This window comes from Brevibacillus gelatini (genome assembly GCF_003710935.1).
Taxonomy (GTDB): domain Bacteria; phylum Bacillota; class Bacilli; order Brevibacillales; family Brevibacillaceae; genus Brevibacillus; species Brevibacillus gelatini.
The window spans coordinates 25,844-47,538 of record NZ_RHHS01000012.1; the positions used below are offsets into that span (position 1 = coordinate 25,844).

The 21,695-nt window shown below is 50.8% G+C and carries 25 protein-coding genes; all 25 read left to right on the forward strand.

From position 1 onward, the window contains the following. Positions 1–3 precede the first annotated feature (3 nt). Positions 4–783, forward strand: a complete 780-nt coding sequence (gene codY, locus EDM57_RS03390) for a GTP-sensing pleiotropic transcriptional regulator CodY (RefSeq protein WP_122903365.1) — start codon at positions 4–6, stop codon at positions 781–783. A 361-nt stretch (positions 784–1,144) separates the two neighbouring features. Then, entirely contained in the window at positions 1,145–1,558 is a 414-nt protein-coding gene (gene flgB, locus EDM57_RS03395) for a flagellar basal body rod protein FlgB (protein ID WP_122903366.1), read from the forward strand. 2 nt (positions 1,559–1,560) lie between these two features. Beyond that, entirely contained in the window at positions 1,561–2,019 is a 459-nt protein-coding gene (flgC, locus tag EDM57_RS03400; protein ID WP_122903367.1) for a flagellar basal body rod protein FlgC, read from the forward strand. 19 nt (positions 2,020–2,038) lie between these two features. Then, positions 2,039–2,338, forward strand: a complete 300-nt coding sequence (fliE, locus tag EDM57_RS03405; RefSeq protein WP_122903368.1) for a flagellar hook-basal body complex protein FliE — start codon at positions 2,039–2,041, stop codon at positions 2,336–2,338. A 29-nt stretch (positions 2,339–2,367) separates the two neighbouring features. Continuing rightward, a complete protein-coding gene (fliF, locus tag EDM57_RS03410; RefSeq protein ID WP_122903369.1) occupies positions 2,368–3,957 on the forward strand; it encodes a flagellar basal-body MS-ring/collar protein FliF in 1,590 nt (529 codons plus the stop codon). Between the two features lie 12 nt (positions 3,958–3,969). Continuing rightward, positions 3,970–4,983 carry a flagellar motor switch protein FliG gene (gene fliG / locus EDM57_RS03415; RefSeq protein WP_122903370.1) on the forward strand — a complete coding sequence of 338 codons (1,014 nt, stop codon included), beginning with the start codon at positions 3,970–3,972 and terminating at the stop codon, positions 4,981–4,983. Next, on the forward strand, positions 4,967–5,785 hold the full coding sequence (fliH, locus tag EDM57_RS03420) for a flagellar assembly protein FliH (protein ID WP_122903371.1): 819 nt from the start codon (positions 4,967–4,969) through the stop codon (positions 5,783–5,785). Before fliG ends, fliH begins: the two co-directional genes overlap by 17 nt. Continuing rightward, on the forward strand, positions 5,782–7,101 hold the full coding sequence (gene fliI / locus EDM57_RS03425) for a flagellar protein export ATPase FliI (protein ID WP_122903372.1): 1,320 nt from the start codon (positions 5,782–5,784) through the stop codon (positions 7,099–7,101). Before fliH ends, fliI begins: the two co-directional genes overlap by 4 nt. A gap of 1 nt (position 7,102) precedes the next feature. After that, complete coding sequence (gene fliJ, locus EDM57_RS03430) at positions 7,103–7,549, forward strand: flagellar export protein FliJ (RefSeq protein WP_122903373.1); 447 nt, start codon at positions 7,103–7,105, stop codon at positions 7,547–7,549. 12 nt (positions 7,550–7,561) lie between these two features. Beyond that, positions 7,562–8,473: a MotE family protein gene (locus tag EDM57_RS03435; RefSeq protein WP_122903374.1), complete on the forward strand. Its 912-nt coding sequence runs from the start codon at positions 7,562–7,564 to the stop codon at positions 8,471–8,473. A 63-nt stretch (positions 8,474–8,536) separates the two neighbouring features. Then, positions 8,537–9,772 carry a flagellar hook-length control protein FliK gene (locus tag EDM57_RS03440; RefSeq protein ID WP_122903375.1) on the forward strand — a complete coding sequence of 412 codons (1,236 nt, stop codon included), beginning with the start codon at positions 8,537–8,539 and terminating at the stop codon, positions 9,770–9,772. Positions 9,773–9,796: 24 nt separating this feature from the next. Further along, on the forward strand, positions 9,797–10,192 hold the full coding sequence (locus EDM57_RS03445; protein WP_122903376.1) for a TIGR02530 family flagellar biosynthesis protein: 396 nt from the start codon (positions 9,797–9,799) through the stop codon (positions 10,190–10,192). 102 nt (positions 10,193–10,294) lie between these two features. Further along, the gene (gene flgG, locus EDM57_RS03450; RefSeq protein WP_122903377.1) at positions 10,295–11,113 is read left to right on the forward strand and encodes a flagellar basal body rod protein FlgG; all 819 of its coding nucleotides are present in this window, start codon (positions 10,295–10,297) and stop codon (positions 11,111–11,113) included. A gap of 70 nt (positions 11,114–11,183) precedes the next feature. Then, complete coding sequence (locus EDM57_RS03455; RefSeq protein WP_122903378.1) at positions 11,184–11,405, forward strand: flagellar FlbD family protein; 222 nt, start codon at positions 11,184–11,186, stop codon at positions 11,403–11,405. 14 nt (positions 11,406–11,419) lie between these two features. Beyond that, the gene (locus EDM57_RS03460; RefSeq protein WP_122903379.1) at positions 11,420–11,875 is read left to right on the forward strand and encodes a flagellar basal body-associated FliL family protein; all 456 of its coding nucleotides are present in this window, start codon (positions 11,420–11,422) and stop codon (positions 11,873–11,875) included. Positions 11,876–11,916: 41 nt separating this feature from the next. Further along, positions 11,917–12,912, forward strand: a complete 996-nt coding sequence (gene fliM / locus EDM57_RS03465) for a flagellar motor switch protein FliM (protein WP_122903380.1) — start codon at positions 11,917–11,919, stop codon at positions 12,910–12,912. Continuing rightward, a complete protein-coding gene (fliY, locus tag EDM57_RS03470) occupies positions 12,905–14,266 on the forward strand; it encodes a flagellar motor switch phosphatase FliY (protein WP_122903381.1) in 1,362 nt (453 codons plus the stop codon). The genes fliM and fliY overlap by 8 nt, the downstream gene beginning before the upstream one ends. Positions 14,267–14,308: 42 nt before the next feature. Then, entirely contained in the window at positions 14,309–14,671 is a 363-nt protein-coding gene (locus tag EDM57_RS03475; RefSeq protein ID WP_122903382.1) for a response regulator, read from the forward strand. 32 nt (positions 14,672–14,703) lie between these two features. Continuing rightward, positions 14,704–15,351 (forward strand): flagellar biosynthetic protein FliO, encoded by a 648-nt coding sequence (locus tag EDM57_RS03480; protein ID WP_246005731.1) that lies wholly within the window; start codon positions 14,704–14,706, stop codon positions 15,349–15,351. After that, positions 15,348–16,109: a flagellar type III secretion system pore protein FliP gene (gene fliP / locus EDM57_RS03485; protein WP_122903384.1), complete on the forward strand. Its 762-nt coding sequence runs from the start codon at positions 15,348–15,350 to the stop codon at positions 16,107–16,109. The genes EDM57_RS03480 and fliP overlap by 4 nt, the downstream gene beginning before the upstream one ends. Before the next feature lie 31 nt (positions 16,110–16,140). Further along, the gene (fliQ, locus tag EDM57_RS03490) at positions 16,141–16,410 is read left to right on the forward strand and encodes a flagellar biosynthesis protein FliQ (RefSeq protein ID WP_122903385.1); all 270 of its coding nucleotides are present in this window, start codon (positions 16,141–16,143) and stop codon (positions 16,408–16,410) included. 3 nt (positions 16,411–16,413) lie between these two features. Beyond that, positions 16,414–17,196 (forward strand): flagellar biosynthetic protein FliR, encoded by a 783-nt coding sequence (gene fliR / locus EDM57_RS03495; RefSeq protein ID WP_122903386.1) that lies wholly within the window; start codon positions 16,414–16,416, stop codon positions 17,194–17,196. Next, positions 17,193–18,290 carry a flagellar biosynthesis protein FlhB gene (gene flhB, locus EDM57_RS03500; RefSeq protein WP_122903387.1) on the forward strand — a complete coding sequence of 366 codons (1,098 nt, stop codon included), beginning with the start codon at positions 17,193–17,195 and terminating at the stop codon, positions 18,288–18,290. Before fliR ends, flhB begins: the two co-directional genes overlap by 4 nt. A gap of 19 nt (positions 18,291–18,309) precedes the next feature. After that, entirely contained in the window at positions 18,310–20,352 is a 2,043-nt protein-coding gene (gene flhA / locus EDM57_RS03505; RefSeq protein WP_122903388.1) for a flagellar biosynthesis protein FlhA, read from the forward strand. Further along, positions 20,349–21,692, forward strand: coding sequence for a flagellar biosynthesis GTPase FlhF (gene flhF / locus EDM57_RS03510; RefSeq protein WP_122903389.1), 1,344 nt, complete (start codon positions 20,349–20,351; stop codon positions 21,690–21,692). Before flhA ends, flhF begins: the two co-directional genes overlap by 4 nt. Positions 21,693–21,695: the final 3 nt, after the last annotated feature.

Sequence of the window (21,695 nt, forward strand, 5' to 3'; positions counted from 1 at the left end):
CAGATGGATCTACTGGCAAAAACACGAAGAATTAACCGCATGTTGCAAAAATCTGCGGGCCATGCTGTTAACTTTAATGAAATGTCGCAAGTGCTGAGCGATGTTATCGAAGCGAATACATTTGTCGTAAGCCGCAAAGGCAAGCTGCTCGGGTTTGCCATCCACCAGGAGATGGACAACAGCCGTATGCGCAAAATGCTGGAAGAACGCCGTTTTCCAGAGGAGTATAGCCAAGGTCTTTTGAAAGTGGAAGAAACGTCGGCAAACCTGGACGTGGAAAGCCCGTACACCATTTTCCCGGTTGAGATGAAAGACGTATTCCGTTCCGGCTGGACCACTCTCGTTCCGATCATGGGCGGCGGAGACCGCTTGGGTACATTGATCCTTGGCCGCATTAACGATCAGTTTGTGGACGATGACCTGATCCTCGCAGAAGTGGGTGCGACCGTAGTAGGCATGGAAATCTTGCGTGAGCGTTCGGAAGCCATTGAGGAAGAAGCGCGCAGCAAGGCTGTCGTGCAAATGGCAATCGGCTCTTTGTCTTACAGTGAGCTGGAAGCTGTCGAGCACATCTTTGAAGAACTTGAAGGCAAGGAAGGCTTGCTCGTCGCTTCGAAAATTGCGGATCGTGTCGGCATTACCCGTTCCGTTATCGTAAACGCCCTGCGGAAGCTGGAGAGTGCGGGTGTAATTGAATCCCGTTCTCTCGGAATGAAAGGTACTTTTATCAAAGTGTTGAACGAAAAGTTGCTGCCTGAACTGGAAAAGCTCAAAACTTCGTAAGGAAAACTGTAATAAAGTTTAGTAATAGTGAACGTGAAGGTATAGTAACGGATGTTGCTATACCTTTTTTCATAGGTAATTTTACCTATCTTTTCAACAAAGCTTGATAACTGACTTCCAGAATTTAATACTTGATTTTTGTATGCGAACTCCCACTTGTTGCATTGATTATGGATTGCATGTCAAAACAAGTAAAAAACAGGGATTTAGTGCAATTGAATCATTTTGAAAAACGCCATTGATAGGGGCTTTTTTCACTATTACGATTTTGCTATGATTGAATCATATTCAATGTCGAAAATACAGGAATTATAGGTAGTTTTGTGGAAATCAATTGACACATACTAGGGGAGGTGGTCATATGCTGGAGAGCTATCATCTGCAGGTCCTGGAGAGAGCGATGAATGCCGCGACACTGCGACAACGGACGATCGCCAACAATCTTGCCAACATCGATACCCCTCAATTCAAAAGTCAACAGGTAGTTTTTGAGGGTTACTTGCAGGAAGAACTCAATGGGAAAATAGGGAATGGGAAGCTTGCGGCATATCGGACCGATCAACGCCACATTCCGTTTGGCAATGCCGGAGGATTTGCAATGCCTCAAGTCATTTCCAATCCGAATAGCTACGTGCAGCACAGCGGCAATGATGTGGACCTGGAAACAGAGACAACTGAGCTGGCGAAAACCCAGATTTGGTACAGCGGTTTAACACAGTTGACAGCCGGACACTTCCAGAAGCTGCACAATGTCATTCAAGGCGGAGGGAAATAACGATGAGCTTGTTTCAAGGAATTAATACGAGTGCTTCTGCATTGACTGCCAACCGCCTGCGCCTGGATACGATCGCTTCCAATATTGCGAACGCAGAAACGACACGCGCGAGCTTTGTCGATGGCAAGTGGCAGCCGTATCGTCGAAAAATGATCGAACTGTCGCCGCGTTCGAGTCAATCGTTCGACAGCTTTTTACAAGCTGCAGTGGGAACTGCTTCTGGCACAGGTGGAGAGCAAGGGGTAAGGGTGACGGCCATCAAGGAAGACATGACACCATTTAAACGCGTATACGACCCTTCTCATCCGGATGCGGATCAAGAGGGCTACTTGCTTTTGCCGAATGTCGATCCGATGAAGGAAATGGTCGACTTGATCTCGGCCTCACGATCCTATGAAGCCAACGTCACAGCTTTAAACGCGAGCAAAGCGATGATGCTGAAAGCATTGGAAATCAAATAAAGCGGGTGAACATTAAAAGATGGACATAAACGCACTTTCCCAGACGGCTTCGGTCCGGACACCTGTCGCAAACAAACTGCCTACACCTGCTGAAGTGACCAAGGATTTTACGTCGTTTTTGACGGACGCGCTTAACCAGGTGAACCAGGCTCAGGTAGAATCTGCAAATCTCGCAGATCGATTCGCCGCCGGAGAAATTACGGATTTGCATCAAGTGACTGTTGCCGGGCAAAAAGCTTCCGTAATGCTGCAAATGACCTTGCAAGTCCGGAATAAAATGATCGAGTCCTACCAAGAAATCATGCGAATGCAGATTTGAGTGTTGTTTGATCCAGTGAGAGGTGAAACATGAACGAACGTTTAGCTTTATACAGAGACCAGCTTGCGTCAAAATGGAACCAGTTTTCCAAGAAACAAAAATGGATGATTGCCGGAATCTCGGTTTTTCTGCTAATTTCGCTGGGCTTATACATATACATCGCTTCTCAGCCGGTTTACAAGCCACTCTACGATCAGAGACTGAGCGAGCAAGAAATCGGCGCAATTAAAAAAGAACTGGATGCCCAGCAAATTCCGTACCGGATTACCGGAAATGGCACAAGCATTGAAGTACCGGAAAAAATGGCGCAGGATGTCATCGTCGATCTGGCCGCACAAGGGATTCCCAGCCAGGCGGGCATCAACACCGAAATCTTTTCCAATACGCTTGGTGTGACGGACAGACAATTCGATGTAATGAAAAAAGAAGCATTGCAACAGGAACTGCGCAAAATGCTGGAGCGGGTGAAAGGCGTACGCTCGGCACAAGTAATGATTACACTGCCGCAGGAAAGTGTTTGGGTGACAGAGACTCCTGATACAGCAACAGCTTCGGTCATCGTCGAGGTGGAACCGGGTACGACGCTGGATCAGAAGCAGATTAACTCGCTGTATCTGCTCGTTTCCCGAAGCGTTCCGAAATTGCCGATGGACGCCATCGCAATTAGCGACCAATACTCGAATCCGCTGGAACGAGCTGAAGGCAGTGAAGCAGAAGGCACTTTGAGCAGCTTCAAGGAACAAGAAGCGATCAAGGCTGAGGTTGAAAAGAAGATTCAACAAAATCTGTACAACTTGCTTGGTACGATCATGGGCCGAGACAAAGTCATTGTTCACGCTTTTATCAAAATGAACTTTGATAAGGAAAATCGCGTGGAAAATCTCGTAGAGGCACCTGACAAAGAGAACAATGAAGGACTTATCATCTCGTCTCAAAAATTATCAAAAGCATTCTCGGGTCAAGGTCAACCGCCAGGAGGAGGCGTCGCTGGAACAGGAGCGAGTGCAGTCCCCAACTATCCGGGGAACAATCCTCAAGGCAGCAACAGTCAGTACGAAGAGATCAATGACACGATTAACCGTGAAGTCAATCGAATCACACGAAATGTGACACTAAGCCCGTACAAAATCGAAGACTTGACGATCAACGTAGGGGTGGAACCGCCAGACGGTGGCCAGTTGGATGCTGCCACAATCGAAGGCATCAAGCAGGTACTGCGCAATGTCGTCCGTGTGACACTGAGCGACAAGGCGATGGATTTGACCGATGATGAACTGGACAAGCACATTTACGTTCTTCCACGTCAATTCTCTGGCAAAGTGGCTGTCGATGATACCGGCGCACTCAGCCCGGCCCTATTGTGGACGGTTGGTGGTATTGCCGTACTTGCTCTCGCCGCTGTAGCCTTCCTCATCATCCGCAGACGCAATCAGGCGAAGCTGGAACAGGAAGAAGAGATGTCAGACTTGCTGGCGCCAAGCCAACCTCTTGAAATCCCTGACTTGATCTATCAGGAAGATGGCGACCAGGTCGTGGTCAGAAAACAGCTTGAAAAATTGGCGCGAAGCAAGCCGGATGAATTTGTTGTTCTGCTTCGTACTTGGCTAGCAGAAGATTAAGGAGTGAAAGATATGGCTCGCGGCGCTAAAGAGTTGTCTGGAAGACAGAAGGCTGCTATCCTCCTCATCTCACTAGGGCCGGAAATCTCTGCCCAGGTGTTCAAGCATTTGCGTGAAGATGAGATCGAGCAACTCACATTGGAGATTGCCAATGTGCGAAAAGTGGATGGCGATGAAAAAGATAAAATTTTAGCTGAATTTCACCAAATTGCAGTAGCGAAAGAAGTCATTTCCCAAGGCGGCATCACGTACGCAAAAGAAATTTTGCAAAAAGCGCTGGGTGAGACGAAAGCGATGGATATTATCAATCGCTTGACGGCTAACCTGCAAGTACGGCCGTTTGATTTTGCCAGAAAGGCAGATCCTGGCCAAATTTTGAACTTTATCCAAAACGAGCATCCGCAAACGATTGCGCTGGTGCTTTCTTATCTCGAACCGCAGCAGGCTGCGATGATTTTATCGTCTCTGCCGCAAGAGCGCCAGGCTGAGGTGGCGAAGCGAATTGCGACGATGGACAGCACTTCGCCGGAAGTGATTGCCCAGGTGGAGCAAGTTCTCGAACAAAAGCTCTCGGCAACGGTGACACAGGACTATACGCAAGCTGGCGGGATCGAAGCAATCGTGGCAGTTCTCAATGGTGTCGATCGTGGAACGGAGCGTACCATTCTGGATTCTCTCGAAATTCAGGATCCCGAATTGGCCGAAGAAATCAAGAAACGCATGTTTGTATTCGAAGACATCGCCACACTGGACAACCGTTCCATTCAGCGCGTTATCCGCGACGTGGAAAATACGGATCTGCAGCTTGCTCTCAAAGTGTCCAGCGAAGAAGTTCGCGAAGTTATTTTCCGCAACATGTCCAAACGGATGGCGGACACCTTCAAGGAAGAAATGGAATTTATGGGACCAGTTCGCCTGCGCGACGTAGAAGAAGCGCAATCTCGTATCGTTGCGATTATCCGTCGCTTGGAGGAAGCTGGTGAGATCATCATCGCCCGCGGTGGAGGAGATGATATCATTGTCTAGGATCATTAAGGTGGCGAATTATCGGCCTTCCCAGGACTCTGTCCTGCTCTCGGTAACGCCTGCACCACATAAGACGGAAAATGATCCCGAAAGGTTGCAAAAAAATCTACAAATTTTACAACAAGCTGAAATCGAAGCAAAAACGATCCTTGCAGACGCAGAAGAAACCGCGCAAGCCATTCTTCAAAAAGCCACGGAGCAGGCCGGGCAGCTAAAGCAGGAAGCCTCATTGGAGATCCAGCAATGGTGGGAGCAGAAACAGCAGGAGGCTTCGCGGTTATTTACCGAGACGGAGGAACAAGCTCTTGCCGAAGGCCACGAAAAAGGCTTTGCGGAAGGCAAGCGGTTAGCGTACGAGGAAGAAACACAAGCCATTTCCAAGGCGCGGGCGATCCTGGAGGAGGCATACAGCAGCAAACAGCAGATCATTGCGGAAGCAGAGCCGTTTCTGGTGGAACTGGCTCTGGAAATCGCCCGAAAAATTATCGGACAGGAATTGCAGCAAAATCCGGAGCAGGTGCTGGAAATCGCCAAAAAAGCACTGCGACGCTCGCGGGTTCATGGCGAGATCACGATTTGTGTTCATCACAACTACTTCAATTACGTCTCCGAGCATCGCGCCCAATTGCTGGCGCTCTTGGAAGGACAGGCGGAGCTTTCCATCTATCCGGACTACACGATTTCAGATGGCGGATGTGTCATTCGTACACAGCTCGGAAGCGTGGACGCGCGGGTGGATACACAACTGGAAGAGATCAAACAAGCATTGCTTGCGATTGCCGGAGGAAGTGAGTCCCCATGAGCATCCTGGACATATCCAAGTACAGACAGGCGCTGCAAGAGCTCGATCCGCTGCGCGTAAACGGGAAAGTGACACAGGTGGTCGGCCTGACCATCGAGTCGCAAGGACCTGAAGTGAAGCTCGGCGAGATTTGCCATCTGTACCCGACGAACAGCAAAGAGCCGATTATCGCGGAAGTGGTTGGCTTTCGCGAAAATAAAGTGCTGCTGATGCCGCTTGGCGAGCTGACGGCCATCGGGCCAGGCTGCGATGTTGTAGCGACGGGACGATCGCTGGAAGTCAAGGTTGGACCGGAAATACTCGGTTCGGTGCTGGATGGACTGGGCAGACCGTACCAGGGAACGCTTCCACCCGGACTGACTTCCTATCCGACGAACAACCTGCCGCCCAATCCGATTCTGCGCCCGCGCATCAAGGAGCCGCTCAGCGTAGGTGTTCGTGCCATAGACGGTCTTTTGACCGTAGGAAAAGGGCAGCGTGTCGGCATCTTCGCCGGATCAGGGGTAGGGAAAAGTACCTTGATGGGCATGATCGCCCGCAATACGACGGCGGACATTAACGTCATCGGACTGATCGGGGAGCGCGGACGTGAAGTAATGGAGTTTATCGAACGCGATCTGGGGGAAGAAGGTCTAAAGAGATCTGTCGTCGTCGTAGCCACTTCAGACCAGCCAGCCATGATCCGCATCAAGGGAGCCTTGATTGCGACCTCGATCGCCGAATATTTCCGTGATCGCGGCTTGAATGTGATGCTCATGATGGATTCGGTGACACGTTTTGCCATGGCGCAGCGGGAAGTAGGACTGGCCATCGGAGAGCCTCCGGCCACACGCGGCTACACTCCGTCTGTGTTCGCCATGATGCCGAAGCTGATGGAGCGGGCAGGAACGGCCGATAAAGGCAGCATCACAGCGTTTTACACGGTGCTCGTCGACTCGGATGACATGAACGACCCGATTGCGGATACAGCGCGGGGGATTTTGGACGGGCATATTGTTCTCGACCGAAAAATCGCGCAAAAAGGCCACTTTCCTGCCATTGATGTGATGGCCAGCGTCAGCCGCGTCATGTCGGAAATTGTCTCGGACGAGCACAGTGAGGCAGCCAGACAGTTGAAAAAGCATCTGGCGACGTTTCGTGAAGCGGAAGACTTGATTAACATTGGAGCGTACAAGCCTGGGACCAACCGCGATATTGATGCGGCGATTCGATACAAGGATGTCATTTCCGAATTTACGGCCCAGGGCACACATGAACCTTCGACACTTCAAAGCGCAATCAAGGCACTTTTAGCCCATTTCGGAGGAGTGAACTAGATTGAAAGTGTTTCGGTTTCATCTCCAAAAAGTTCTGGATCTGAAGGAAAAAGAAAAAGAGCAGGCAGAGTGGGCATTTGGGAAATCAGTTCAACGCAAAAACGAAGAAGAGTGGAAACTCGTGCGATTGACTGAGCAGCATGACGAGGCGACCCATATGCTTGCGGAAGCGCAGAGGAAGACGTGCAGTGCAGCACAGCTTATCTCCATCGCGCAGTACCAGCAATCGGTAGCTCGTTCCATCACCCGGCAGCAACGAACGGTGCGCGGGTGCGAGCAGGACGTGGAACGCTGTCAGTCCCATTTGACCGAGAGAATGAAAGAGTCCCAGCTCTGGCAACGACTGCGGGAAAAATCTCTCCATCAATTTCTCGACGAGCAGAGACAGCGTGAACAAAAAGAATTGGATGAGATCGGCACGCAGCTCTATCTTCGCCGCAGCAACTAAGGGAGGTACCAGATGGAAGAAATCCAAGAAGAACGGGAATACGGCAGGTGGGAATGGTTCTTTTACATGATCGTCATTCCGGCACTGTTTGCCAGCCTCCTTGGCGGCGTTCTCCTGAGCTTGCTCGGAGTGAACGTGCTAGGGAATGTTCTCCACTGGGCGAACTCCATACCGTATGTGGAAAAGCTCGTTCCGGACGAATACGACTTGGTGTCCGATGCGGAAAAGGAAGAGCTAGACAAGGAGAAGCAAGTGGCGGCTTTGCAGCAGGATCAGGCGAAAAACCAGCAACAAATTTCCGCGCTGAAAGAAGAAGCCGCGAAAAAAGACGCCACGATTCAAGCACTGCAAAAGCAGGTGCAAGATTTGAACAAGCTCATGGAGAAACAAAGGGCCACCGAAGAGGAGCGGCAAAAACAGTTTGCTGACCTTGCCAAAGTGTACACGACCATGTCAGCGAAAAATGCAGCAGCTATCATCGAAAATCTTAGTCTGGAAGAGTCTGTCACGGTCATGACCAAAATGAAGCCCAATGAGCGCGCGGATATTTTGGCCAAAATGGACCCGAAAAAGGCTGCAGACATTTCCATCCTGCTAAAAGATTCTGTTGTAAACAAGAACGACGACATTGCCGCCTTGCAAGAGCGGGTGCAAGTGCTGACAAAGGCTCTCAGCGAAACGCGCAGCGGCGCTTCCGCAGGCGCATCCGATCAGACGCTGAGCGATACGTTCGCGCAGATGCCGGCAGAAGATTCTGCTGCTGTCATTCGCTCGCTCATGACCACAAACAAGAGCAGAGCGTTGGAACTGTTAAAAGGAATGCCTGCAGACAAGCGGGCACAAACACTCTCTGCGATCGCCAAGGTAGACAAAAAAGAAAAGGACAACATGGCGGCACGCATCACAGAAGAGTTGCTTCGATAGCAAAAACATTGCTTTTTGTTGTCGTTTGAATAAGCAACAAACCAAAACGAGGAGGTGAACGAGATGAATGTAGCCAATCTGACTCCGCCGGTAGGATCAGCCGGGAGTGTCACAGTTGCCGGTGTTGCCACAGGCAATGGAGAAGTTGGCTTGGGGCAGATGTTTTCCATGCAAATGCTGCAAGCTTTTGAATCGATACTCGATTCCAAAGGTGCAGAAGCAGCTCCGGAAGGTTTGTCGCCGGAAGACCAGAAATTGCTGGATGAACTGATGGCGCTGATCGCTCAGTTGCTTGCTGCAGGACAGCAAGGAAACGAAGAGCTGAATGTGCAGGCAGAAGAAAAGGCAGCAGCGGTAGAGCAGTTTTTGGGAAAATGGTCTGGACAAGGCCTGGAACTTCCTGCGCAGGCCGGAGTGGATCTGAAACAACTTCTGTCCAAGCTTTCGCAAAAGGAAGCCACTTCGGAAGAGCTGAACAAGCTGGCTGCACTTCTCGAAGCACTGAAAAACCAAAAAGGGAATGAAAGCAAGGCGAAGCCTGGCGTACCGCACTTGCGCTCCGAAACGCTCCCTCAGCTTGGCGATACGCAGCAGGAAGCGTTCAAGACGATTTCGCCTTTGCGCATGAATGCTGGCCTTGCTGCCTACAAGCTGGAAGCGGGAGTATCGTCCCGACCAATGCTTTCAGGCAGTCTGGTGAATCAGGAAGGAAATTCCGAAGAATCCCTGCTGACGACAGCCAATCAGAATCCGCTTGTCACCCAGCAAGCGCCCGAGACGCAAAGCGTCGCAAGTTTTCAGCAGCCAACCAGACAGACGCACCACGTGAACGCAAACCAATTGCCACAGCAGATCACACAGCTTTTTGTTTCCAAGCTGCAACTCAGCGGGCAAAATGGCGTGCATGAAGCCAAACTCATTTTGCATCCGCAGTCACTTGGACAGATCGACGTGACGATTACCTCGCGCAACGGAGTGATTACCGCTCAGTTCCATGCGGAAACACAAGCCGGAAAAGACTTGCTCGACAACCAGCTTTCACAATTGCGGATGGCCTTGACACAGCAAGGATTGCAGGTTGATCGCCTGGAGGTCAATCAGCAGCAGCAGGACAACACGTTCAGCTTCCAGCAGCAGCGTGAGCAAGCCGGACAACAGCGAGAAAATCAGCAGCAACAAGAGAAACAAAACGAACAGCAAGAGTTTGTGTTTGAGGAGCTCATAGACAGCAGCGAAACAAGCGAGTCGCTGTGGAATCGATTGCGGGAATCAGCCCGCGGACTGGATGATCTCGTCTAGGAATGGAATGAAGGAGGAAGCAGCATGAACCATTTTCGTGTCGCGCAGCCTTATTTTCCTCCGAAGCCGAACCACGTCACCAAAGTGGCTGCCCAGACAGCGCCGGGAGCCAGCAAAACATTCCAGCAATATTTGACGGAGTCGACAGCGCTCGCTTCCAAAGCACAGCCACTTTCGTTCAGTCAGCATGCCATGAACCGCTTGCAGCAACGTGGAATCACGCTTGGAGGACACCAACTGGAACGTTTGGAGTCAGCGGTTCAAAAGGCAGCCTCCAAAGGGGCCAGAGAATCCCTCATTATTATGGATAACGTGGCTTATGTCGTGAGCATCGTAAATCGGAAAATTATTACCGCTGTGGACGATGGCAGTATGAAGGACAATGTATTTACCAACATAGACAGCGCCATCTTCGTCTAAATGGCCTGTATGCACGGGCTGGCCCTCCCCGGAGGAAGCCCACGGGTTACCGAACGACAGAGGTAATCTACACTAGCGAGAGAGAAGAGGAGGAAACAGTTCATGCTTCGTTCCATGTATTCAGGTATCTCAGGTTTGCGTGGCTTTCAAACAAAGCTGGATGTCATCGGTAACAACATTGCGAACGTAAACACGGTTGGCTTCAAAAAAAGCCGTGTCATGTTTCAAGATATTTTGAGTCAAAATGTGCAAGGTGCCGGCGAACCGACCGCCGGAGGAAAAGGCGGTACGAACCCGACCCAGATCGGTCTTGGCTCCTCGATTGCATCGATTGATACCGTCTTTGCGGCGGGAAGCCCGATGACGACAAACTTGCCAACAGACCTTTCCATTGAAGGTGACGCCTATTTCATGGTGACTCCGGATGATGGCCAGACAATCTACTACACGCGCGCAGGCAACTTCACCCGCGATTCCCAGGGCTTCCTGGTTAACCCGCAAGGACTGAAGTTGTTGAACAGCGATGCTGCTCCGATTCAGATCGGCCAGGCGCAAGGTGTCGTTTCCTACTCGATCGGTAAAGACGGCGTCATTACGACCGTAGACGATACGGGAACGCTCGCCACCGACAACACGATTGGCGTCATGACGTTCAACAACCCGGGTGGTCTGAAAAAAATCGGCAATTCGCTCTATGAAAACACAGTGAATGCCGGGCCTAATGATGACGACCCAATGGCACCAAGGATTCCAACAGATGCAAAAGTGAGCATTATCGCCGGACAACTGGAAATGTCCAACGTTGACCTCTCGGAAGAGTTCACGGAAATGATCGTCGCACAGCGCGGCTTCCAGGCCAACTCGCGGATCATTACAACTTCCGATTCCGTTCTCGAAGAACTGGTGAACCTGAAACGATAACTTCTTGCAGTGGATTAGGAGGGGAAGCGATTATACTCCTTCCCCTGTTTAATCCCGGGAGGAGCATCTGATGATTAAACTGACCCGTTTTAACGGCACTACATTTTTTCTGAACATCACCCACATCGAGACTGTTGAAGCAACACCCGATACCGTGATTACGTTGTTCAACGACAGGAAGTACATCGTGAAGGATTCCGCAGAGTCCATCGCTGAACGTGTTCAGGCTTTTTATCAAAACGCTCATCCGATAGCGACTGCACCCAGGCTGCCGGACGATTTAAATGAATAGCGGGAGGCATTGCGATGTTTCAAAATCGTTTGTTTAACATGGCCCTAATTATCATCATCGCGATTTCGCTACTGGGAGTAATCTCGTTTGTGTTATGGCAAACGTACCTCTCTCCGGCAGCGCAAACGGTCAGCTCCGACGAACAAGAAATGAAGCCTTTGACAGCAAAAGAAATACAGGAGTACTCCGTTGATACCGGGGAAATTACGACCAATCTGCTGACGAACAATTATATGATCGTACGCTTCAGCATTACTGCGGACAGCGCGGATGCCAAAGCGGAACTGGAGCAGCGTTTGCCGCAGGTCAATCAGGTCATTATTAAAACACTGGCTGGCCTGACGCCGGAAGACATAAAAGGAACAGAAGGCGTAAACAAGCTGGAAGCGAAAATCATGAATGAAATCAGCTCCCTGATGCAGGAAGGCAAGATCGTGCAAGTTGTGACGACCAAGCGTGTCTTGTCGTAAGGAAGCGATCACACGGATACATAGCAAGGAGGTGACGACATATGGCCGAGGTTCTCTCACAAAGTGAGATTGACGCGTTGTTGGCCGCTCTATCATCTGGTGAGATGGATGCCAACGAGCTGAAAAAAGAAGAGACTGAGCGCAAAGTCAAAGCGTATGATTTCAAACGCGCGTTGCGGTTCTCCAAAGATCAGATCCGTGGCTTGACACGAATTCACGAGAACTATGCGAGATTGTTGACTACTTATTTTTCAGCTCAGCTCCGTACCTTCGTGCAAATTACGGTTGCCTCCGTCGATCAATTGCCGTATGACGAATTTATACGCTCCATTCCAAAGATGACCATCTTGAACATTTTCGAAGCTCCTCCCTTGGAAGGACGAATGGTCTTGGAGGTCAATCCAAACATCGCCTATACCATGCTGGATCGGCTTCTTGGTGGCCAAGGTGCAATCCCGGAAAAAATGGGTGCACTTACGGAAATTGAAACAACGGTGATGGAGCGAGTATTCGGCAAGGCGCTGGATACATTCCACGAGGCATGGAAGCAAATTATTGAGCTTGATCCGTACCAGGAAGGACTGGAAATGAATCCCCAGTTCATGCAGATTGTTTCGCCAAACGAGATTGTCGTCGTAATCTCGTTCAGTACGAAAATCGGGGACACGACAGGAATGATTAACCTTTGTCTGCCTCACGTCGTATTGGAGCCGATCATGACCAAGCTTTCCGGTCAATACTGGTTCTCCAAACAGAAAAAGACGCGGGATGAAGATGAACGTCTGCGTGTCGAAGAACGAGTAAAGGCGGCCAAACTGCCCATTATTGCGGAGATGGGGACCGCGACGATCACGGTCAGCGATTTTCTGCAGCTGCAAAAAGGCGACGTCATCCAACTGGATCAGTCACTCGACAGCAAGCTGAAAATCAAGGTCGGGAATCAGGTAAAATTTCTGGGCCAACCAGGTACGCTCAAAGGCAGAATGGCCGTGCAAATTGATGAAGTGATAGAGGAGGGGGAGGAACAAAATGAGTAGAGATATGCTTTCTCAAGACGAGATTGACGCGCTGCTTCGCGCGAACAACTTGGTTGAGGACGAAGAGGAAGCAGGGCCTGTGGCGAGTCAGGATGTGGCTGATTTTCTTTCCCCGTTTGAGCAGGATGCTTTGGGCGAAATCGGAAATATCTCCTTCGGCAGTGCAGCCACTGCGTTATCTACTTTGTTAAGCCAGAAGGTCGACATTACGACGCCGACCGTTTCCGTCGTAGAAGTGGAAGAGTTGGAAAGCGAGTTTCCCATTCCTCATGTAGCGGTTCACGTAGAGTACACCGACGGCTTCAAAGGAATCAACCTGTTGGTCATCCGAATGGAAGATGCGGCGGTAATCGCCGACCTGATGATGGGTGGAGACGGAAAGCCGGCCAATACGGAAATGAGCGAGCTGCACATCAGCGCAGTCCAGGAAGCAATGAACCAAATGATGGGTTCTGCTGCGACATCCATGTCCACGATCTTCAACCAGTTCATTAATATCACACCTCCGGGCATCGACGTGATGGACCTGGCACAAGGCAAAGGTGGAGACAGCTTCTCCGAAGATGACAGTCCGCTGGTGAAAGTCTCCTTCCGCTTGAAGGTTGGCGAACATGGCGAGTTGATCGACTCGAATATCATGCAGCTCTTGCCGCTTTCTTTTGCGAAGAAGATGATCGACCGACTGGTTGGAGGCTCTGATGACGAGGCGGCTGCAGCGCTCGCGGCTGAGGCAGAAAAGCCTGCTATTTCGGCACCGAGTGCATCAACTCCACCGCCTGCCCAGTCTGCGCCTCAGGAACCTGTGCAGAGCCAGGTACCGCCTGTAGCGCCGCATCCTGGGCAGCAGCCGATGCAGCAGCAGCCACCCGCTGGATATGCTCCACCGATGGGGTATCCAGGACAACCGATGTATCCGGACCCATATGCGCAGTATGCAATGCCGCCTGGGTATGTCCCATATCCCGGTGCTTACCAGCAGCCGCCTGTGGCTCCTCCAGCGCCGCAGCACTTCGGCAGTCCGGCAGCCAATCAGGCAAATGTAGTGCCGGCACAGTTTGCTCCGCTAGGGGCTTCGCCGATGTACACAGGAGATCTGCAAAACCTGAACTTGTTGCAAGACATTCCGCTGCAAGTAACCGTGGAATTGGGACGTACGAAAAAACTGATTCGAGAAATTCTTGACTTGTCCGCCGGGTCCATAATACAGTTGGACAAGCTGGCAGGTGAGCACGTAGACATTTTGGTCAACAACAAGTTGATTGCCAAGGGCGAGGTTGTCGTAATCGACGAGAATTTTGGTGTCCGCGTAACCGATATCATCAGCCAGGTTGATCGTGTTCAAAAATTGCAGTAAACCACAAATCAAAAGCAAGTGAGTATTGGGGAGGAGCTATTCATGTCTAACAAAGTATTGATCGTTGATGATGCAGCATTCATGCGTATGATGATTAAGGAAATTCTGTCCAAGAACGGCTACAGCGTCGTAGGGGAAGCGAGCGACGGTGCTCAGGCAGTTGAGAAGTACAAGGAACTGGGACCGGATTTGGTGACAATGGACATTACCATGCCGGAAATGGATGGCATTACTGCCCTGAAGGAAATCAAAAAGCTGGACCCGAACGCGCGCGTCATCATGTGCTCCGCGATGGGACAACAGGCCATGGTTATTGATGCGATTCAGGCGGGCGCAAAGGACTTCATCGTAAAACCATTCCAGGCAGATCGCGTGCTGGAAGCGATCAAAAAGACTTTGAGCTAATGATGAAGATCCGGAATGCAGGGACGAGGCGATTGTGGATCTTCAGTCTGATCCTCGCGCTGTTTGTCTCCGCCCTGCCCATTGCCGTCCATGCGGAAGGTACTGTAGCCGATGCTTACAACCAGGGGAATACAGACGTGAGCAATGCGCCCGCCGGCGGCGAACAGCCGGCGGCCATTCCGGGCAGCGGAACAGGCAGCATGATCGGTTATTTGGTTCAAGTCATTTTTTCGCTGGGCTTTATCGTTGTGCTTATCTTTTTCCTGCTCCGTTTTCTTGGACGACGCCAAATCGGGCAAAGCAAAGGACCGATCAAAATTATCAGTGCGGCAGCCCTTGGCAACGGAAAGACGCTGCAGGTAATCATGATCGGAGAGTCCTTGTACATTGTGGGAGTAGGAGAAAATGTCCAACTGCTTCGGCGAATCGAGCCGGGCGAGGAAGTGGACCTGATCTTATCCGAAGCGGAAATCGAGCCCATCAAAAATCCGTTATCGCTTGACTGGCTGCCATTCGGCAAAAAGAAGCAGGCCGAAGAAGAACTGCTGTTTTCTTCGGAGGTGGACGGAAAAACCTTTCAGGAATTATTGAAAGGGCAGTGGGACAACGTGAAAAAACGACCACTCAACTCCGACTTGTGGGACAAAGAGGAAGCTTCCGACAGAGGGGACCGAAAATGAAATATTTTTTACAGGTGCTTGTGCTTGTCGCCGCGGTACTGGCGGTACCCGAAATGGCGGCCGCTGCGCCAGAAGGAACGCCGCTCATACCGAGTATTGATCTGCAAATCGGCGGTGGCAACGGGACTCCACAGGAGACATCTTCTGCGATTCAGATTTTGCTGATCTTGACGGTGCTCTCTGTGGCACCAGCTATCTTGTTGTTGATGACGAGTTTTACGCGAATAGTGATTGTCTTGTCGTTTGTGCGAAATGCCCTGGCGACGCAGCAAATGCCGCCCAACCAGGTGCTGGTGGCACTTGCTTTGTTCCTGACGTTTTTCATCATGGCGCCGACTTTCGGCAAAGTGAATGAAACCGCTGTGCAACCATTCATGCAAGGCAAGCTGACACAACAGCAGGCATTTGAGGCAGCTGTTATTCCGTTCAAGGAATTTATGGCCAAGCAGACTCGTGAAAAAGACCTCGCCCTGTTTTTGGATTTTACGAAAGCGGAGAGGCCGAAGACCATTCAGGATATTCCGCTTACCGCTCTTGTACCTGCCTATGCCATTAGCGAACTGAAAACGGCGTTCCAGATCGGCTTTATGATCTTCATCCCGTTTCTGGTGATCGACATGATTATCGCCAGCATCTTGATGGGGATGGGGATGATGATGCTGCCGCCTGTGATGATCTCGTTGCCGTTCAAAATTTTGCTGTTCATCATGGTAGATGGCTGGTACCTGGTAGTGAAATCACTATTGACCAGTTTCTAGCGACATTCCGAAGGACCAGGAGGCTTCGCGTATGACACAGGAATTACTGATGCAAATAGCCCAAAACTCTGTCTACACCATCCTGCTGATTGCGTCGCCCGCACTCGGGGTCGCCTTGCTGGTCGGGTTGATGGTCAGCGTTTTTCAGGCAACCACGCAGATTCAAGAGCAGACGCTCGCATTCATTCCGAAGATTGTCGCTGTATTTCTTGTCATCTTGGCGCTGGGACCGTGGATGCTGCGCGTCTTGCTTGATTTTACGATGGGGATCTTCGGAAACCTGCATCGTTTTGTCGGGTAGCGTATGAGCCTGTATCTCACGTACTTGCCTGTTTTTTTGCTGGTGTTTGTCAGAATGAGCGCATTTTTCGTAGCCGCTCCCTTTTTCTCCATCAGGGGCGTACCAGCCCAGTTCAAAATCGGGTTGGCCTTCATCGTCGCTCTGATTAGCTTTCAAGCGTTGCCGATTCAGGGACAGATTCCGCTGGATTTGACGTTTGTGCTTTATGTGATAAAGGAAGCGCTCGTAGGTGTGATTTTGGGCTATATTTGCGAGTTAATGTTTGTCGCTGTCCAGGTTGCCGGAGGGCTGATGGACATGCAAATGGGTCTGGCCATGGCCAACGTGATCGACCCGAAAACGGGTGCCTACATCCCGATAACGGGGAATTTCAAGAACATCCTGGCAATCTTGTATTTTTTCAGCATCAATGGACACCACATGCTGCTACGCGGGATCATAAGCAGCTATCAGGTGATTCCGGTGGATCGAATGTGGGCCGCTTTTGGCAGTGAAAGTGTGATGATGACAGCGGTCAAAGTGTTTACGAACATGTTTTTGAGCGCGTTTCTGATGGCCGCGCCGATCATGGTCGCACTGTTTCTGGTAGATCTCTCTCTTGGTATTATCGCCAAATCTGTGCCGCAGTTTAATATTTTTGTGGTCGGATTGCCAGTAAAACTGCTAGCCAGCTTTCTGCTTTTGATCGTTGTCATGCCCGCCTTTTTACTGACGTTGAACGGACTGTTTGACAACATGTTCCGGGCACTTGCGGAAATGATGAAATCGCTCGGAGGATCACCATGACGCAGATCAGGTTCCATATCCCTGTAGACCTGCAATTTTTTAGCGGTGAAAAAACGGAGAAGCCAACTCCCAAGAAAAGAGAAGATGCCCGCAAAAAGGGGCAAGTGGCGAAAAGCCGGGAACTCTCACCTGCCATCGTATTGACCTCGTTCTTTTTTTTGCTGACGATGATCGGACCTTCCATGTTCAGTACGTTTCAGAACATAATGCGAGAATCGCTCACCACATATACGAGCTGGCAGTTGAACGAAGAAAATCTCCAGGTCATTGTCAAGGCGATGACCTACGAGGCGATAAAAATCGTGGGACCTGTACTTGGGATGGTCTTTCTGATCGCCTTCGCCGTGAATTACTTGCAGGTCGGTTGGAAGATTAGCACAGAGACGCTGCAGATAAAGCTGGAAAAGCTCGATCCGATCAAGGGCGCCAAACGCATTTTTTCCATGCGCTCCTTAGTCGAATTGCTGAAATCGCTACTGAAAATCAGTGCTTGCATGTATGTGGCTTACGTCATTTTATGGAATGCGAAAGAACAAATCACCCAGCTTTCCTTGCTTCCGCTGGGGAGCATCCTGTCGTTTACAGCAAGTGAAGTAACCAGTCTTGGTATTTATATCGGTTTGCTATTGTTCATTCTGGCTATTTTGGATTACGTCTATCAACGGTATGAACATGAAAAGAATTTGCGGATGTCCAAACAGGATATTAAAGACGAGCACAAGCAGTCGGAAGGGGACCCGTTAATCAAAGGGAAAATTCGTGAACGGCAGCGGAGCATGGCGTTGCGCCGGATGATGCAGGAACTGCCGAAAGCGGATGTCATCATTACGAACCCGACCCACTTTGCCGTCGCAATCCGCTACGATGCCAGTGCCATGAGCGCCCCTACGGTAATAGCGAAAGGCCAGGATTACCTGGCGCTGAAAATTAGGGAAATTGCCAAAAAGCACCGGATTGTTACGATGGAAAACAAGCCCCTGGCCCGGGCTCTCTATAGTAAGGTTGAAATTGGACAACAAATTCCCGAAGAGATGTTTAAAGCGGTCGCGGAAGTTCTCGCGTACGTCTACAAGCTGCAAGGGAAAGTGAAATAACGAGGGAGGAGGATGAACAGTGGGATTTCGATTGAAGGAAATTGGTACGATTCTGTTTGTGATAAGCATTGTTGTCATGATGGTAATCCCACTCCCTTCTGGGCTGCTTGATTTGCTGCTGATTTTGAACATCTCTCTTGCGTTGACCATTTTGCTTGTGTCGATGTACACAAAAGAAGCGCTGGAGTTCTCCATTTTTCCGACAGTGCTTTTGATTACGACGTTGTTTCGTCTTGCCCTGAACGTATCCACGACGCGCAACATCTTGTCGCATGGGGAAGGCGGACAAGTTATCGAGACGTTCGGCAACTTTGTGGTTGGCGGAAATCAGGTAGTCGGATTCGTCGTGTTTCTGATTCTGATCGTCATTCAGTTCATCGTCATTACAAAAGGTTCCGAACGTGTCGCTGAGGTAGCCGCTCGCTTTACGCTGGATGCGATGCCAGGGAAGCAAATGAGTATCGACGCGGACTTGAATGCAGGGATGATTACGGAAGCAGAAGCCCGTGAGCGGAGAAAAAAGATCGAAAATGAGGCAGACTTTTACGGAGCCATGGATGGTGCCAGCAAATTCGTCAAAGGGGACGCCATCGCAGGAATTATCATTTTCATTGTGAACATCATCGGTGGATTTATCATTGGGATGCTCATTCATGGCCTCAGCTTTCAAGAGTCGGCTTCCCGTTTTACCACGATGTCGGTCGGTGATGCGCTGGTTAGCCAAATTCCTGCGCTGCTCATCTCGACCGCAGCCGGTATCATTGTCACTCGCTCCACCTCCGGGGAAGGGCTTGGCGACGATATTGCCCGGCAAATGTTCTCCTTCCCGCGCCTTTTATACATAGTAGCTGGCTGCATGATTCTGCTTGGCCTGTTCACTCCGATCGGACTGCTGCCTGTATTGCCGGTGGCCGGGATCATGTGCTACGCGGCATGGATGATGAGCAAGAAGCAGAAAAACGAGATCCAGGAATCGGCAGACAAGGTGGAGGAGCAGCAGATCGAAGAAGTGCGCAGTCCGGAAAGCGTGGTCAACCTCCTGCAAGTGGACCCGATCGAGTTCGAATTTGGCTACGGCCTGATTCCGCTCGCTGACGTGAAGCAAGGCGGAGACCTGCTGGATCGCGTCATCATGATTCGCAGGCAGATTGCACTGGAGCTTGGGATTGTCGTTCCCGTCATTCGCATTCGCGACAATATTCAACTGCGGCCCAACGAATACATGATTAAAATCAAAGGCAACCAGGTGGCCAAAGGGGAAATCCTGCTCGATCACTACCTCGCCATGAGCCCGGGAATTGATGATGATTCTGTTGTCGGGATCGAAACAGTGGAACCTGCGTTTGGATTGCCTGCATTATGGGTAACAGAAGAAAATAAGGAGATTGCTGAGTTGTCTGGCTACACGGTAGTCGATCCGCCGTCTGTCGTGGCAACCCATCTTACCGAAGTGGTCAAGCGCCACGCACACGAGCTGCTCGGTCGACAAGAAACGCGGGCGCTTATCGACAACGTTCGAGAAGTGGCCCCGGTGCTGGTGGACGAGCTCATCCCGGGACTTTTGTCGATTGGCGATGTGCAAAAGGTGCTGCAAAAGCTCTTGCGTGAAAAAGTATCTGTCCGCAATTTGCAAGTCATTCTCGAAGCGTTGGCAGACCACGCCATGTTTACAAAAGACCCGGATGTGCTGACCGAGTACGTGAGACAGGCGATGTCCAGACAGATTACGCTGCAGTTTACAGAGCCCGGACAGCCGCTGCGGGTGTTGACCGCAGGCGCCGGTTTGGAAAAAGCAATTTCCGAACGCGTGGAACAGTCAGAGCAAGGAAGCTATCTGGCAATGGACCCAGAGACATCACAGAGAATCTTCCAAAGCATGTCGGCGGAAGTAAGCAAAATGATTAACTCCGGTCAGCAGCCGATCATCCTTGCGTCACCGGCCATTCGCATGTACCTGCGTCAACTGGTGGAGCGAATGATGCCAGATGTGCCTGTATTGTCGTACAGCGAGCTGGAGCCAAATGTTGAAGTGCAAAGCGTAGGGATGGTGAACATTTCGTGAGGGTAAAACGTTACATCGTCGATTCGATGCCAGAAGCGATGGAAAAAATCAGGCTCGATCTGGGTATAGATGCTGTCATCCTGAACTCCAAATCGATCAAGACAGGCGGATTGTTCGGGATGTTTGGCAAACAGAAAATCGAAGTAATCGCTGCGGTTGACGAAAAGGCAACTGGGCGTGAAGGCTCTCCGGTCGCGGCTGAGCATCGGTCGAAGGACGTTTTCTCGAACGGACAGACGGGCACCTACACGGCTCAACAGGCTTATCGCCGGGCCAATCTGGCGAAAGAAGCTGCTGAGAAAACGGTGCCGCAACGAAATGAGCCAAGGCCGCCGGACAACACAGTACCAGCTCCGGCTGCTGTGGTGCCGCACAAGGAAGCAGAGACACAACCGTCCAGCCAGCAGGTGGAAAAAGCGGCAAACGGAAAGGCTGCCAAGCAGTCAGAGGAAGCAGCAGGCAGCAGCACGATGAATGACGCTCTTGCAAATGAAGTTCGTGACATGCGCCAGATGTTCCAGAAGCTTTTGGTCAACGATCTTAGTCATCAACTGCCTCCTGCCATACAGAAGGTGCGCAATCGACTTGTCAGACAGGAGACAGCGGAAGAGGTGACGGCGGAAATCATCCACAAGCTGATGGAGCAAGCGCAGCCCCAGGATGGATGGAACGAGGAGACGGCCTTTCGTGAGACGCGAAAAATCATCGCCTCCATGCTTGCGCCGTACGCGCCGAAGTCGGCAGGCATCCCGCAAAGTGTCCAGTACGCCTTCTTTTTCGGACCAACGGGTGTAGGCAAGACGACTACGATCGCCAAGCTGGCAGCAAACAGTATGTTGAAGGAAAAGCGCAAAATCGGCTTTATTACCACGGATACGTACCGGATGGCGGCCGTCGAGCAGTTGAAGACATACGCCAACATCCTGAATGTGCCGCTGGAGGTTGTGTTCTCCCCGAAGGAAATGGCCGCGGCCATGGAGCGTCTCAGCGACTGCAACCTCATTTTTGTCGACACCGCTGGCCGCAATTTTCGCAACGATGAATATGTGCAAGAGATTCGCGAGCTGGTGGAGCATGGGAAAAACAGCTTGAATTACCTCGTGCTGAGCCTCGGCTCGAAGTACACCGACATGAAAACCATCGTGCAAAACTTTGCGCACGTCCCTGTCAAACAGGTAATTTTCACCAAGGCAGACGAGACAACCAGCTACGGCTCGATCTTGAACATTTGCCATGAGAGCAAGCTCGACCTCTCTTACTTCACGACGGGACAAAATGTGCCAGACGATATTGTGGCTGCCTCTCCAGAGTTGGTGGCGACGATGATTATGGGAGATTGACCT

Excerpts from the sequence above, each read along its gene's own strand:
- codY (WP_122903365.1), top strand. The coding sequence starts at position 4 with ATGGATCTACTGGCAAAAACACGAAGAATTAACCGCATGTTGCAAAAA.
- flgB (WP_122903366.1), top strand. The coding sequence starts at position 1,145 with ATGCTGGAGAGCTATCATCTGCAGGTCCTGGAGAGAGCGATGAATGCC.
- flgC (WP_122903367.1), top strand. The coding sequence starts at position 1,561 with ATGAGCTTGTTTCAAGGAATTAATACGAGTGCTTCTGCATTGACTGCC.
- fliE (WP_122903368.1), top strand. The coding sequence starts at position 2,039 with ATGGACATAAACGCACTTTCCCAGACGGCTTCGGTCCGGACACCTGTC.
- fliF (WP_122903369.1), top strand. The coding sequence starts at position 2,368 with ATGAACGAACGTTTAGCTTTATACAGAGACCAGCTTGCGTCAAAATGG.
- fliG (WP_122903370.1), top strand. The coding sequence starts at position 3,970 with ATGGCTCGCGGCGCTAAAGAGTTGTCTGGAAGACAGAAGGCTGCTATC.
- fliH (WP_122903371.1), top strand. The coding sequence starts at position 4,967 with ATGATATCATTGTCTAGGATCATTAAGGTGGCGAATTATCGGCCTTCC.
- fliI (WP_122903372.1), top strand. The coding sequence starts at position 5,782 with ATGAGCATCCTGGACATATCCAAGTACAGACAGGCGCTGCAAGAGCTC.
- EDM57_RS03435 (WP_122903374.1), top strand. The coding sequence starts at position 7,562 with ATGGAAGAAATCCAAGAAGAACGGGAATACGGCAGGTGGGAATGGTTC.
- EDM57_RS03440 (WP_122903375.1), top strand. The coding sequence starts at position 8,537 with ATGAATGTAGCCAATCTGACTCCGCCGGTAGGATCAGCCGGGAGTGTC.
- EDM57_RS03445 (WP_122903376.1), top strand. The coding sequence starts at position 9,797 with ATGAACCATTTTCGTGTCGCGCAGCCTTATTTTCCTCCGAAGCCGAAC.
- flgG (WP_122903377.1), top strand. The coding sequence starts at position 10,295 with ATGCTTCGTTCCATGTATTCAGGTATCTCAGGTTTGCGTGGCTTTCAA.
- EDM57_RS03455 (WP_122903378.1), top strand. The coding sequence starts at position 11,184 with ATGATTAAACTGACCCGTTTTAACGGCACTACATTTTTTCTGAACATC.
- EDM57_RS03460 (WP_122903379.1), top strand. The coding sequence starts at position 11,420 with ATGTTTCAAAATCGTTTGTTTAACATGGCCCTAATTATCATCATCGCG.
- fliM (WP_122903380.1), top strand. The coding sequence starts at position 11,917 with ATGGCCGAGGTTCTCTCACAAAGTGAGATTGACGCGTTGTTGGCCGCT.
- fliY (WP_122903381.1), top strand. The coding sequence starts at position 12,905 with ATGAGTAGAGATATGCTTTCTCAAGACGAGATTGACGCGCTGCTTCGC.
- EDM57_RS03475 (WP_122903382.1), top strand. The coding sequence starts at position 14,309 with ATGTCTAACAAAGTATTGATCGTTGATGATGCAGCATTCATGCGTATG.
- fliP (WP_122903384.1), top strand. The coding sequence starts at position 15,348 with ATGAAATATTTTTTACAGGTGCTTGTGCTTGTCGCCGCGGTACTGGCG.
- fliQ (WP_122903385.1), top strand. The coding sequence starts at position 16,141 with ATGACACAGGAATTACTGATGCAAATAGCCCAAAACTCTGTCTACACC.
- fliR (WP_122903386.1), top strand. The coding sequence starts at position 16,414 with ATGAGCCTGTATCTCACGTACTTGCCTGTTTTTTTGCTGGTGTTTGTC.
- flhB (WP_122903387.1), top strand. The coding sequence starts at position 17,193 with ATGACGCAGATCAGGTTCCATATCCCTGTAGACCTGCAATTTTTTAGC.